This window comes from Streptomyces sp. L-9-10 (genome assembly GCF_004151105.1).
In the GTDB taxonomy this organism is placed as follows: Bacteria; Actinomycetota; Actinomycetes; order Streptomycetales; family Streptomycetaceae; genus Streptomyces.
In genome coordinates, this window is record NZ_PHRF01000026.1 from 93,587 (window position 1) to 106,511 (window position 12,925).

Consider the following 12,925-nt stretch of genomic DNA (forward strand, 5'->3'; position numbering starts at 1 on the left):
CGCCCGCTCGGGGCCGGTCAACCGTCGGTTGTCGGGGATCAGCGGTCGGTTGCCGGGGTCGGCGGTCAACCGTCGGCGGTCGGCAGTCGTCCGTCGCCCGTCAGCCGGGAAAGCACAGGTACCGCGGCGGTACGGAGTCGGTGAGCCAGACGCCATTGGCGCTCACGTGGAACACCAGCCCGTCGCGGTGCATCGCTCCCGCGTCCACCGGGAGGACGACGGGCCGGCCGCGGCGCGCACCCACCCTCGTCGCGGTCTCGCGGTCCGGTGAGAGATGGACGTGGTGGCGGTCCATGGGGCGCAGCCCCTCGTCCCGGATCGCTTCCAGGTTGCGGGCGACCGTGCCGTGGTAGAGGTACGCGGGCGGTTGCGCCGGGGGCAGCTCCAGATCGACGGTGACGGTGTGGCCCTGGTTGGCGCGGATCCGGTCGCCGTCGATCGTGAAGCGCCGTTTGTCGTTGACGGCGACCACATGGTCGAGTTCGGCGCGGCTCAGCCGGAAGCCGTGCGCGGCGGCGGCGGTCATCAGTTCGTCGATCGGCACCCAGCCGTTCGCGTCGAGGGTGATGCCGATCCGCTCGGGCTGGTGGCGCAGATGTTTGGCGAGGTACTTCGACACCTTCACGATGCGTCGTTCATCGGATACTCCGGTCATCGCAACAGCGTGACCGGTGGTGCTGTTCCGCGCCACTCATTTCAAAATGCTGACGGTCCGTAGGTTTGATCCACAGTCAATTTGGTTTATCCACAGGCTATTTGGCGAATCTGTGGACAACTAGCTTACGTTTTAACCTATTTGATCAATTTGACTGTTTCGTCTGTGGGTTGAGGTGAAGTCGTCCAAGGCCCTTGCCCGCACCTCGCGTTCGGTGGCCGTGGCGACAAAGGCGGCCACCCTCTCCGGCCCAACCAGGTTCTCCACAGCCCGGATCGTCTCGGCGGGCAGCTGTACGGCCCGGGTCCCGGACCGGGCCGCGGGAGGGGCGTCCACCTCCAGATGCCGCTGGAGGTGACGGGTGGCGAACAGCCTCATCGCCCGCGCCAGTTCGGCATCGACCGACTGCCGCGCCAGCGGCCGCATCCGGCGCACCAGCGCGGCGGCCTCGGCCGCGTCAGCGTCCGTCGGCGGCATGTGGCCGAGACAGCGGGCGAAGACATGCTCGGTGGTGAACTCCAGGAAACGGGAGGCGATGTGCTCGACCTGGCCGCGAAGCTCCCGCAGATGACCGGAGATTGCCGGCAGCGGCACCCCTGCCGCGTGCAACTCCACCGCCACGGCCAGCTCCTGAGGGCTGGGGACGAGGAAGGCGTCGTCGCGGCCCGGGATACGTTCCAGCACACCCAGTTCCACGGCCTCCTCGACGGCCGCGTCATCGCGCGTGCCGAACCGTTCGTCCAGCTCCGCCCGCGAGATCCTGGCCGCTTCCTCGTCGGTCCACGGTCCATGTACCTCGGCGACCAGCCCGAGCACCCCGCCCAGTCCGCGCCCGGCGTCCCACGCCTCCAGCAACTCCTTGATGGACGCGAGGGTGTAGCCCCGGTCCAGCAGATCGGCGATCTGCCGCAGCCGGGCGAGATGGGAGCCGTCGTACACATTGGCCCGGCCACGCCGCTCCGGCCTGGGCAGCAGCCCGCGGTCCTGGTAGGCGCGGATCGTACGGACCGTGGCGCCGCTGGCCTGCGCGAGACCCTCGATCCGGTACTCGGTGCCGGGCGCGGACTCCGGAACGGACCCTGGCACGCTCACTCCCTCCGTCCCGGGGTCGCGCCTGCCGCCGTACCCGCCGCCTCGCCCGCCGTACCCGCCGCCTCGCCCGCCGTACCCGCCGCCTCGCCCGCCGTACCCGCCGCCCCGCCTGCCGCCTCTCGCGCCGCCGGCGAGGTCGCGAGATAGTCGGCCGCATTGCGCGACGAGCCTTCCTGGGAGGGATGGTACGAGCGCCGGAAGTAGCGGGGTATCGCGGAGCCGAGCTCCCGCCAGGTGGGCAGCAGACCCTTGCCCACCGCCCTGTTGTGGGCACGCAGCGAGTAGCGCGGCCGACCCGCGAGCTGGGGGTCGTGCCGGATCAGATAGGCGGTGCCCCTGGCCCACAGCCACAGCAGCACGGGCGCGGTGACGCACATCGTCCCGATCCGCCGGGCGTACCGCAACGGATCGGAGCCGCCGCAGTGCTGGTACATGTCGAACGCCACCGCACGGTGCTCGACCTCCTCCGCGCCGTGCCAGCGCAGCAGATCGAGCATGACCGCGTCGGCGCCCGCGCGGTCCAGCCCCTCCGCGCGCAGTACCCAGTCGCCGAGGACCGCCGTGAACTGCTCGATCGCCGCGACGAACGCCAGCCGGTAGAGAAGCCATCTCCTGGCCGGGAGGGGAATCCTCCAGGGCGGCTTCTCGCCGAGCAGCCGCTCGAAGAGGAAGTCCACGTGCCGGGTGTACGCGCCGGTGTCCAGCCGCTGTTCCGCCAGGTGGTTCAGCACATAGGAGTGCTGCACGCTGTGTGTGGCCTCCTGTCCCATGAACCCCTTGACGTCCTTGAGCAGTCGCGCGTCGGTGACCAGCGGAAGGCTTTCCTTGAAGACCTTCACGAACCAGCGCTCCCCCGCGGGCAGCAACAGATGCAGCACATTGAAGACATGGGTGGCGGTGGGCTCGTCCGGTATCCAGTGCAAAGGGGTCCCGCGCCAGTCGAACGAGACCCGGCGCGGCGCGATGGGGTGCCGCTCCTCCAACTCGGCGCTCACAGTGGCGGATCCACCCGAGCGAGGGCACGCAGTGCGCCCGGCGCGATCCGGGACAGCAGCCGCGCACCGCGGGCCTCCGGAGTGACCGGCACCACGGCCTGGTTGCGTACGACGGCGCGCAGTACGGCGTCGGCGACCTTCTCGGGCGGGTAGTCGCGCAGACCGTACAGCCGGGACGACTTCTTCCTGCGCCGTTCCTCCTCCTCGGCGGAGACACCTGTGAAACGCGCGGTGGAGGTGATGTTGGTGTTGACGAAGCCGGGGCAGATGGCGGAGACCCCGATGCCCTGTCCGGCCAGTTCGGCACGGAGACACTCGCTGAGCATCAGCACCGCCGCCTTGGACGTGCTGTACGCGGGCAGCGCCTTCGAGGGCTGATACGCGGCCGCCGAAGCGGTGTTGACGATATGGCCGCCCTGGCCACGCTCGGCCATCTGCTTGCCGAAGAGCCGGCAGCCATGGATGACGCCCCACAGATTGACGTCCAGGACCGTCTTCCAGTCCTCGGCGGTGGTGTCGAGGAACGCTCCCGACAGCCCGATCCCCGCGTTGTTGACCAGCACGTCGACGATGCCGTACTCGGCGGCGACTCTTTCGGCGAGTCCCTCCATCGCCTGCCCGTCGCCGACGTCGGCCGGCTCGGCCCAGGCCTCCGGGGCGCCGATCAGCCGGGCCAGCTCGGCGGTCCTGGCCGCCCCCTCCGCGTCCCGGTCGACCGCGACGACCCGCGCGCCCGCCTCGGCGAACGCGAAGGCCGTGGCCCGGCCGATGCCGCTGGCCGCGCCGGTGACCAGCACCAGCTGTCCGCCGAAGCGCTCGGCGTACGGACCGCGCGGAGCGGTACCGCGGTCCGGGAGCCCGCCGTCCTCGTGGGCCGTGACGAAGTCACCGATCCAGGCGGCCAGTTGGTCGGGGCGGGTGCGGGGCACCCAGTGCTTCGCGGGCAGCGTGCGCCGCACGAGGTGCGGAACCCACTGCTCCAGATCGTCGTAGAGCCGTTCCGACAGGAATGCGTCGCCGGTGGGCGTGATCAGCTGCACCGGGGCGTGCGCGGAGGCGTCGGCGCGCGGCCTGCGCAGCCGGGCGCGGACGTTGTCCCGGTAGAGCCACGCGCCGTGCGCCGCGTCCTGCGGCAGCGAGGACGTCGGGTACGTACCACCGGGGATCTTCTCGACCCGCTGGAGGATTTTCGGCCACCGCCTGCCGAGCGGACCGCGCCAGGCCAGCTCCGGCAGCACGGGTGTGTGCAGCAGATAGACGTACCAGGACTTGGCGCCCTGCCCCAGGAGCTGGCCGGCCCGGCGCGGAGTGGGCCGCGCGGCGCGCTGCTTGATCCAGTGCCCCATATGGTCGAGGGAGGGTCCCGACATCGAAGTGAAGGAGGCGATCCGGCCCTCGGTCCGCGCGACCGTGACGAACTCCCAGGACTGGACGGAACCCCAGTCGTGGCCGACCAGATGGACCGGCCTGTCCGGGCTCACCGCGTCGGCGACCGCCAGGAAGTCGTCCGTCAGCTTCTCCAGCGTGAACCCTCCGCGCAGCGGGACCGGCGCCGTCGACCTGCCGTGGCCCCGTACGTCGTACAGCACCACATGGAAGCGGTCCGCGAGCCGTTCCGCGACCTCCGACCAGACCTCCTTGCTGTCCGGATAGCCATGCACCAGCAGGACGGTCGGCCGCGCCGGATCGCCCAGCTCGGCGACACACAGCTCGATCCCGCCCGTACGCACCCGGCGCACCCGCGCGCCCGCCAGGCCCGTGTCCGTACCACCGCTCCCGCCCGCCCCGTTACTCATACGGCCTCCGCCCAGCGCCGCACATGCGGCAGATCGTCATCCAGCCAGAACGCGCTCTGCTCCGGGTCCCGGGAGTCGGTGACCACCAGGATCTCCTCGAACTTCGCGCCGGTACCCCGGAATCCGAGGTGGGGTTCGACCGCCCACAGCCCCGGCTTCGGCGGGTGATCGGAGAATCTGTACGGGCTCCACAGCGGCGACCAGCCGTCCCGATGGCCGTGCAGGGCGTCGGCCGCCAGCCCCTTGAGCGACTGGGTGCCGAAGCCGAACACATGGGGCGACCAGCGGCGCTCCTTCACCCGGTCGATCTTGTGGGCGATGACCCCGAACGGGTACGCGCGATGCCGGTTGGCGTATCCCTGCCGCACCATCAGCCGGTCCACGTCCTGGTAGATCTCCCGCAGCGGACGCCGCTCGCGCACCTCCCGCAGGATCAGCTCGCGGTGCGCCTCAAGGTCGGCGAGCAGTTTGCCGTGCAGCCGGTTCTGCCCCAGACAGCCCGAGTAGCCGACATCGGCCGTGAAGCCGCGGTGGACCGGCGCCAGATCGAGGATGAAGGGCATGCCCGCTTCCAGCCGCCGGCCGGTGGGAAAGAACTGCAGCGGTATCCGGAAGCCCGCGAACGCCGTACGGTCCCCGAACCACGCGAAGGGCAGATGGAACCAGTCGCGCACACCACGGGCACGGAGCCACTCGCGCTGCATGCGCGCCGCCTCACGCTCGGTCACCCCCGGCCGCAGCCGCGCGGCGACCGCCTCCGCGCACGCGTACGCCAGGCGCTGCACCTCCCTGAACCCCCGCAGTTCCGCGGTCCGTGCGTCCGTCACTGCGTCCCCTCCGGCCACTGCGTCCCCTCCGCCACTCCGTCGCCCCCGTCACCGGGGTCGCCTCCGTTCATCACGTCGTCCCCGTCACCGCGCCGCCTCCCACCGGTCTCCCACCCCGTTCCGTGTGCGGTACGTGTCCGTAACGTGACACTGATGAATGTGACAATGGTTGGCGGCGACGTCAAGGGCCGGGGCGTTCCTGTGGATAACCGGCCGGCGCCAGGTGCCCTTACGGGTTCCGTACGTCTGGAGGCTGACATGGATACAGCCGCCTGGTCTGACGCTCACCGCGAGCCGCGCCACTACCGTCGACCCGTGACTGTGATCGCGCTAGAAAGCCTGAGCAAGCGGTTCCCCCGGGTAACCGCGCTTGACCGGCTCTCCTTGGACATCGGACCGGGTGTGACCGGTCTGGTGGGCGCCAACGGGGCCGGCAAGTCCACCATGATCAAGATCCTGCTGGGTCTGTCCCCCGCCACGGAAGGCCGGGCCACGGTGCTCGGGCTCGATGTCGCCACCAGCGGCGGCGCCATCCGCGAGCGCGTCGGATACATGCCCGAGCACGACTGCCTGCCGCCTGACGTCTCGGCCACCGAGTTCGTCGTCCACATGGCGCGCATGTCCGGACTTCCACCGACCGCGGCCCGCGAGCGGACCGCGGACACGCTGCGCCATGTCGGCCTGTACGAGGAGCGCTACCGTCCCATCGGGGGCTACTCCACGGGCATGAAGCAGCGCGTCAAGCTCGCGCAGGCGCTGGTCCACGACCCTCAGCTGGTCCTCCTCGACGAGCCGACCAACGGTCTCGACCCGGTCGGCCGCGACGAGATGCTCGGCCTCATCCGGCGCGTCTACACCGACTTCGGCATCTCCGTCCTGGTCACCTCGCACCTCCTGGGCGAGCTCGAACGCACCTGTGACCATGTCGTCGTCATCGACGGCGGAACGCTTCTGCGCTCCAGCTCCACCAGCGACTTCACGCAGAGCACCACCACCCTCGCGGTCGAGGTGACCGACACGGACGCGCACCCCGACGGCACGCGGTCCCTGCGTGAGGCCCTCACCGCCGCCGGACTCACCCTCCACGCGGGCATGGAGGAAGGGCTTCCCGGCGCGGGCCACATCCTGCTGATCGAGGCCAAGGGCGAGGAGACGTACGACGTCGTCCGAGACACCGTCGCCGGGCTCGGCCTGGGGCTCGTCCGGATGGAGCAGCGCCGCCACCACATAGCGGAGGTCTTCCGCCCGCAACCGTCCGCCGAAGAGGCCCAGCCGGGCCAGGGCGCGGACGACGCGGAGTACGCACTGCAGAAGGGAGGCGCCCGCGATGAGCACTGAGACCGAGGCCGGTACCGGGGCAGGCGCCGGAGCCACCCGGATCCACAACATCGGGTACCGCAACTACGACGGGCCGCGGCTCGGCCGCGCCTACGCCCGACGCTCCCTCTACTCGCAGTCCCTGCGCGGCGCGTACGGACTCGGCCGGTCGGCCAAGTCCAAGGTCCTGCCGATGATCCTCTTCGCGGTGATGTGCCTGCCCGCGGCGATCGTCGTCGCGGTCGCCATCTCGACCAACCTCAAGACCCTGCCGCTGGACTACACGCGCTACGCGATCGTCACCCAGGCCGTCATCGGCCTCTATCTCGCGGCCCAGGCCCCGCAGTCCGTCTCGCGGGATCTGCGCTTCAAGACCGTGCCGCTGTACTTCTCCCGGCCGATCGAGCGGGTCGACTACGTCGTCGCGAAGTACGCGGCGATGGCCTCCGCGCTCTTCGTACTGACCGCGGCGCCGCTCGTCATCCTCTACGCGGGCTCTCTGCTGGCCAAGATGGACTTCGTCGACCAGACCAAGGGGTTCGGCCAGGGAGTGATCTCGGTCGCGCTGCTCTCGCTCCTCTTCGGCGGGATCGGTCTCGTGATGGCCGCCCTCACACCGCGCCGCGGCTTCGGTGTCGCCGCGGTCATCGCCACCCTGACCATCTCCTACGGCGCGGTCTCCACCATCCAGGCGATCGCCTGGCAGACGGACGCGCTCGGCGCCGTCAAGTGGCTCGGCCTCTTCTCGCCGATCACGCTCATCGACGGCGTACAGACCGCCTTCCTGGGCGCCACCTCCGCCTTCCCGGGCGAGTCGGGGCCCTCGGCCGGCGTGGGCGTGATCTATCTGCTCGTCGTACTCGCGCTCGTCCTCGGCTCGTACGCCGTTCTCATGCGCCGTTACCGGAAGGTCGGGCTGTGACCACCATCAATATCGAGCACACCTCGCGCTGGTTCGGCAATGTGGTGGCCGTCAACGACGTCACGATGGCGATCGGCCCGGGTGTCACCGGCCTGCTCGGCCCCAACGGCGCGGGCAAGTCCACCCTCATCAACATGATGGCCGGCTTCCTCGCCCCCTCCACGGGCACCGTCACCCTCGACGGGAAGCAGATCTGGCGCAACGAGTCCGTCTACCGGCAGATCGGCATCGTGCCGGAGCGGGAGTCGATGTACGACTTCCTCACCGGCCTCGACTTCGTCGTGGCAAACGCCGAACTGCACGGACTGGGCGCGAAAGCGGCCCGCGCGGCGCTCGCCACGGTCGAGATGGAGTACGCGCAGGACCGCAAGATCGCGACGTACAGCAAGGGCATGCGCCAGCGCGTGAAGATGGCGTCCGCGCTGGTGCACGACCCGTCGGTGCTGCTCCTGGACGAGCCGTTCAACGGGATGGACCCGCGTCAGCGGATGCAGCTGATGGATCTGCTGCGGCGTATGGGCGCCACGGGCCGGACAGTCCTGTTCTCCTCCCATATCCTGGAGGAGGTCGAGCAACTCGCCTCGCACATCGAGGTGATCGTGGCCGGCCGCCATGCCGCCTCCGGTGACTTCCGCAAGATCCGCCGCCTCATGACCGACCGGCCGCACCGCTATCTCGTACGGTCCAGCGACGACCGCGCGCTCGCCGCCGCGCTGATCGCCGACCCGTCGACGGCCGGTATCGAGGTCGACGTCGCCGAGGGAGCACTGCGCATCCAGGCGGTCGACTTCGGCCGCTTCACCGAACTGCTGCCGCGGGTCGCCCGCGAGCACTCCATCCGGCTGCTCGCGGTCTCGCCCTCGGACGAGTCCCTCGAATCGGTCTTCTCCTACCTCGTAGCGGCCTGAGCGGCCTGAAAGGAGCTGTGACGTCATGTACAACCCCACAGTCGCCCGGCTCACCTACCGGGCCCTGCTCGGCAGGCGCCGGGCCGCGATCCTCTTCGTACTGCCCGCGCTGCTGATCCTCATCGCGGCGGCCGTCCGCGGCTTCAACGGACTGGACGACCAGGTCGCGTCCGATGTACTGGGCGGCTTCGCCCTGGCCACGATGGTGCCGCTGATCGGTGTGATCGCGGGGACGGGCGCGATCGGGCCCGAGATCGACGACGGCTCGATCGTCTATCTGCTGTCCAAGCCGGTGAAGCGGTCGACGATCATCTTCACCAAACTGATCGTGGCGATAGCCGTGACCATGGCGTTCTCCGCGATCCCCACCTTCATCGCCGGCTACATCCTGAACGGCAACGGCCAGCAGATCGCCATCGCCTATACGGTCGCGGCGCTTGTCGCCTCGATCGCCTACAGCGCGCTGTTCCTGCTGCTCGGCACGGTCAGCAGGCACGCGGTGGTCATCGGACTGGTCTACGCGCTGGTCTGGGAAACCCTCTTCGGCAGCCTGGTACCGGGCGCGCGCACGCTCAGCGTCCAGCAGTGGTCCCTGGCGCTCGCCCAGAAGATCGGCGACGGGACGACGATCACCTCGGACGTCGGACTGCCGCTGGCGGTGGTCCTGTTGGTGGGTGTCTCGGCGGCCGCGACCTGGTACGCGGGACAGAAACTGCGGACGCTGACGCTCGCGGGCGAGGAGTGAGCCGAAGGCTTCCGCCTGCCGCCACGCCCTCCGACGTATGCCGTCGTTACGCCGCAACCCCTGCCCGATAGGTAGGGGTTGCGGCGTAACTGTACGCTTATCGGCTCGTTGTTCGGGGTGCGTGGAGGCAACTGGGATTCGTAGCGTCGAGCCTTTGTGAAACTGGGGATTGCCGGTGCCGGATCGAAAGCCGCACCGGTCATTGAGTGAGTAGCCACCGTGAGCCGACCTCCGCCCCTGAAGCCCGGGGACAGGGCCGACCATCATCGGTTCTACAAAGGGAAGGCATTTCCATGCCACCTGAAGGTGCTCTGCTCGAATCGCGCACGATGCGCGACAGCGTTGTGGGACGGGTCGAGGCGCTCGACAAGGTCAAGGCGCTGCGGCTGCTGCACGACGGCGTACACATCGCGACCGAGGGCGTCGCGCGCTACTTCGAAGTATCCACAGACGTCATCAGGCAGTTGACCGCGAGGCATCGCGCGGAACTGTCAGAGAACGGGATGCATGTGCTGCGGGGCTCTGACCTGCGGGAATATCAGAGTGACAAGATGTCACTCTCATCCGGGGGCGAGGGAAGTTATCCACAGAGGCGTTCCAGTCTCACGCTCTACACCCGCCGCGCCGTCCTCAACATCGCGATGCTTCTTCGCGACAGCGACATCGCGCGATGCGTCCGCACCTATCTTCTCGACGCCGAGCACGATCTGCGGAAGGGGTACGCGGACCTCGACCGGCGGGTCACCGACGTTGAGGCGTGCCTCGGTGGGGTCGGCGTCGCGCTGCGGGAGTTGGGGCCGGTCCTGAACCGGATGTCGTACCGGCTCGACAGCCTGGACCGGCGGCTCGACGCCACCAACCGGGTTGTCGCCGCCATCAGTAACCGGCTGTGCGAGATGTCCGCGGACATCCACCGCGTGGACGCCCGGGTGGACGATGTCGTTCATCAGCTGAGGGATCTGCGGCGCGGGCGTAAGCGCCGCTGATCCTCCTGGGCCGGCCCGCGTCCGTCCGAAGACACCCCATGGGCGGGCGCGTGCCGTGCCGTGCCGTGCCGGGCCGTGCCGTGCCGTGCCGTGCCGTGCCGCGAATATTCGGTGGCGTCGAACCGCCCGGCCGGTCAGAGTAGTTGTGTCATGACACGCACCACAGACCGGGAGCGGAACGCGGCGATGACCGGGAGGCCGAGTCCGTCGAGTTCCCAGCGGGGCAGCAAAGCGTAGGCACCGGAGTACTCAACACCACTCCGCGCAGCCGCCGGCGCTGCCCAGGGGCGGCCGCTTCGAGCGCGCATCCGCGCGGGCCGCCCCTCCCCGGAGGATTGGCCGAGTGGTAAGGCAACGGCTTGCTGAGCCGCAGTCGGGTGTAAGCCCGCGCGCGTTCGATCCGCGCATCCTCCGCCGACGTCCCTGTCCCTGTCGGCGTCCCCGTCCCCGTCCCGCCGACGTCCCGTCCCCGTCCCGCCGAACCGACAGACCCTGGGCGCCGGTCGTCTGGATCAGGTCCGGCTCTGGCTCAGCAGCTTCTCCAGCACCAGCGCGATGCCGTCGTCCTCGTTCGACGCCGTGACCTCGTCCGCCACGGCCTTCAGCTCCTCGTGCGCGTTGGCCATCGCCACGCCGTGCCGCGCCCAGCCGAACATCGGGATGTCGTTCGGCATGTCGCCAAAGGCGATCGTGTCCGCCGCCTTGATGCCCAGCCGGCGCGCCGCCAGCGAGAGTCCGGTGGCCTTGCTCAGGCCCAGTGGCAGGATCTCCACGACACCGGGGCCCGCCATCACCACGTCCACGAGGCTGCCGACGGTCGCCCGCGCGGCCTGGGCCAGCGCGTCGTCGTCCAGCTCCGGATGCTGGATGTACACCTTGTTCAGCGGCGCCGACCACAGCTCCGCCGGATCGTCGACCAGCACTGCCGGAAGCGGGCCTTCCTGCACCCGGTAGCCGGGGCCGACCAGCACATCGCCGTCGAGTCCGTCCCGACTCGCGGCCAGCGCCAGCGGGCCGACCTCTCCCTCGATCTTGGCGAGCGCCAGCCCGGCCAGTTGACGGTCCAGCGTCAACGACGTCAGCAGCTTGTGCTCACCGGCGTGATAGACCTGCGCACCCTGGCCGCACACCGCGAGACCTTCGTATCCGAGGTCGTCCAGTATGTGCCGGGTCCACGGCACGGCACGTCCGGTGACGACGATGTGCGCGGCGCCCGCCGCGGTGACGGCGGCGAGCGCCTCGCGCGTACGCCCGGAGACCGTGCCGTCCTCGCGCAGCAGTGTGCCGTCCAGATCGGTCGCGACCAGGCGGTACGGGAACGACGGAGCCGAAGAGGGCGCGGAGGGCGGCGCGGGCACCGGTGCGGGCGCCGCCGAGGGGTCCGTGCTCACTTGGCGATCGGTTCCAGTACCTCACGGCCGCCCAGATACGGGCGGAGCACCTCGGGCACCCAGACCGAACCGTCCGGCTGCTGGTGGTTCTCCAGAAGCGCCACGATCGTGCGGGGGACGGCGCACAGCGTGCCGTTCAGCGTCGCCAGCGGCTTGACCTGCTTGCCGTCCCGCATCCGGACGGAGAGCCGGCGGGCCTGGAAGCCGTCGCAGTTGGACGCCGAGGTCAGCTCGCGGTACTTGCCCTGGGTCGGGATCCACGCCTCGCAGTCGAACTTGCGCGAGGCCGAGGAACCCAGATCGCCCGTGGCCACATCGATCACCTGGAAGGGCAGCCCGAGGCCGGTCAGCCACTGCTTCTCCCAGTCCAGCAGCCGCTGGTGCTCGGACTGCGCCTCCGCCGGGTCGACGTACGAGAACATCTCGACCTTGTCGAACTGGTGGACCCGGAAGATGCCCCGGGTGTCCTTGCCATAGGTCCCGGCCTCGCGGCGGAAGCACGGCGAGAAGCCCGCGTACCGCAGGGGCAGCTTGTCGGCCTCGATGATCTCGTCCATGTGGTACGCGGCGAGCGGCACCTCTGACGTACCGACCAGGTAGTAGTCGTCCTTCTCCAGGTGGTACACGTTCTCCGCGGCCTGGCCGAGGAAGCCCGTGCCCTCCATGGCGCGCGGGCGGACCAGCGCGGGCGTGAGCATCGGGATGAAGCCGGCCTCGGTGGCCTGCGCGATCGCCGCGTTGACGAGAGCGAGCTCCAGCAGCGCGCCGACCCCCGTCAGGTAGTAGAAGCGCGAGCCGGACACCTTGGCGCCCCGCTCGACGTCGATGGCGCCCAGCGCCTCGCCGAGCTCCAGGTGGTCCTTGGGCTCGAAGCCCTCCGCCGCGAAGTCACGGATCGTGCCGTGCGTCTCCATGACGACGAAGTCCTCCTCGCCGCCCACCGGGACGTCGGGGTGGATGATGTTGCCGATCTGGAGGAGCAGCCGCTTGGCGTCCTCGTCGGCTTCGTGCTGCTCGGCGTCGGCGGCCTTGACTTCCGCCTTCAGCTGCTCCGCCTTCCTCAGAAGCTCCGCCTTCTCCTCCGGGGACGCCTTGGGGATCAGCTTGCCGAGCGACTTCTGCTCGGAGCGCAGCTCATCGAAGCGCAGGCCGGACGACCGGCGCCGCTCATCGGCGGAGAGCAGGGCGTCGACGAGGGCGACGTCCTCTCCACGGGCGCGCTGGGAGGCGCGAACACGGTCGGGGTCCTCACGGAGCAGGCGAAGGTCAATCACCCCACCAGGCTACCGGT

The 12,925-nt window shown here is 69.7% G+C and carries 12 protein-coding genes and 1 tRNA gene; 6 read left to right on the top strand and 7 right to left on the bottom strand.

The features are described 5' to 3' along the window. Positions 1 to 100: 100 nt before the first annotated feature. The 5 genes from CU044_RS05680 to CU044_RS05700 all read right to left on the bottom strand — a co-directional run bounded on the left by CU044_RS05680 (position 101) and on the right by CU044_RS05700 (position 5,365). Entirely contained in the window at positions 101 to 655 is a 555-nt protein-coding gene (locus CU044_RS05680; RefSeq protein ID WP_129767338.1) for an RNA 2'-phosphotransferase, read from the bottom strand. A 132-nt stretch (positions 656 to 787) separates the two neighbouring features. Then, positions 788 to 1,741, bottom strand: a complete 954-nt coding sequence (locus CU044_RS05685) for a MerR family transcriptional regulator (protein ID WP_129767339.1) — start codon at positions 1,739 to 1,741, stop codon at positions 788 to 790. A 2-nt stretch (positions 1,742 to 1,743) separates the two neighbouring features. Beyond that, positions 1,744 to 2,742 (bottom strand): metal-dependent hydrolase, encoded by a 999-nt coding sequence (locus CU044_RS05690; protein ID WP_193563886.1) that lies wholly within the window; start codon positions 2,740 to 2,742, stop codon positions 1,744 to 1,746. Further along, positions 2,739 to 4,538: an SDR family oxidoreductase gene (locus CU044_RS05695; protein WP_129767340.1), complete on the bottom strand. Its 1,800-nt coding sequence runs from the start codon at positions 4,536 to 4,538 to the stop codon at positions 2,739 to 2,741. The genes CU044_RS05690 and CU044_RS05695 overlap by 4 nt, the downstream gene beginning before the upstream one ends. Further along, positions 4,535 to 5,365 carry a M24 family metallopeptidase gene (locus tag CU044_RS05700; protein WP_129767341.1) on the bottom strand — a complete coding sequence of 277 codons (831 nt, stop codon included), beginning with the start codon at positions 5,363 to 5,365 and terminating at the stop codon, positions 4,535 to 4,537. The genes CU044_RS05695 and CU044_RS05700 overlap by 4 nt, the downstream gene beginning before the upstream one ends. 321 nt (positions 5,366 to 5,686) lie before the next feature. Between CU044_RS05700 and CU044_RS05705 the strand changes: the two genes are divergently transcribed. From CU044_RS05705 to CU044_RS05730, 6 genes are all read left to right on the top strand, one after another. Further along, positions 5,687 to 6,703, top strand: coding sequence for an ABC transporter ATP-binding protein (locus CU044_RS05705; RefSeq protein ID WP_129767473.1), 1,017 nt, complete (start codon positions 5,687 to 5,689; stop codon positions 6,701 to 6,703). Further along, on the top strand, positions 6,693 to 7,604 hold the full coding sequence (locus CU044_RS05710; protein ID WP_129767342.1) for an ABC transporter permease subunit: 912 nt from the start codon (positions 6,693 to 6,695) through the stop codon (positions 7,602 to 7,604). Before CU044_RS05705 ends, CU044_RS05710 begins: the two co-directional genes overlap by 11 nt. Beyond that, on the top strand, positions 7,601 to 8,512 hold the full coding sequence (locus CU044_RS05715; protein WP_129767343.1) for an ATP-binding cassette domain-containing protein: 912 nt from the start codon (positions 7,601 to 7,603) through the stop codon (positions 8,510 to 8,512). Before CU044_RS05710 ends, CU044_RS05715 begins: the two co-directional genes overlap by 4 nt. A 25-nt stretch (positions 8,513 to 8,537) precedes the next feature. Next, on the top strand, positions 8,538 to 9,257 hold the full coding sequence (locus CU044_RS05720; RefSeq protein WP_129767344.1) for an ABC transporter permease: 720 nt from the start codon (positions 8,538 to 8,540) through the stop codon (positions 9,255 to 9,257). A 293-nt stretch (positions 9,258 to 9,550) separates the two neighbouring features. Next, the gene (locus CU044_RS05725) at positions 9,551 to 10,243 is read left to right on the top strand and encodes a hypothetical protein (protein ID WP_129767345.1); all 693 of its coding nucleotides are present in this window, start codon (positions 9,551 to 9,553) and stop codon (positions 10,241 to 10,243) included. Between the two features lie 329 nt (positions 10,244 to 10,572). Beyond that, positions 10,573 to 10,657 (top strand) — tRNA-Ser (locus tag CU044_RS05730). A 98-nt stretch (positions 10,658 to 10,755) separates the two neighbouring features. On the opposite strand, the gene CU044_RS05735 is transcribed toward CU044_RS05730, so the two are convergent. Together CU044_RS05735 and serS are read right to left on the bottom strand one after the other, a co-directional pair. Continuing rightward, positions 10,756 to 11,601: an HAD family hydrolase gene (locus tag CU044_RS05735; protein ID WP_129767474.1), complete on the bottom strand. Its 846-nt coding sequence runs from the start codon at positions 11,599 to 11,601 to the stop codon at positions 10,756 to 10,758. A gap of 29 nt (positions 11,602 to 11,630) precedes the next feature. After that, positions 11,631 to 12,908: a serine--tRNA ligase gene (gene serS / locus CU044_RS05740; protein ID WP_129767346.1), complete on the bottom strand. Its 1,278-nt coding sequence runs from the start codon at positions 12,906 to 12,908 to the stop codon at positions 11,631 to 11,633. Positions 12,909 to 12,925 lie beyond the last annotated feature (17 nt).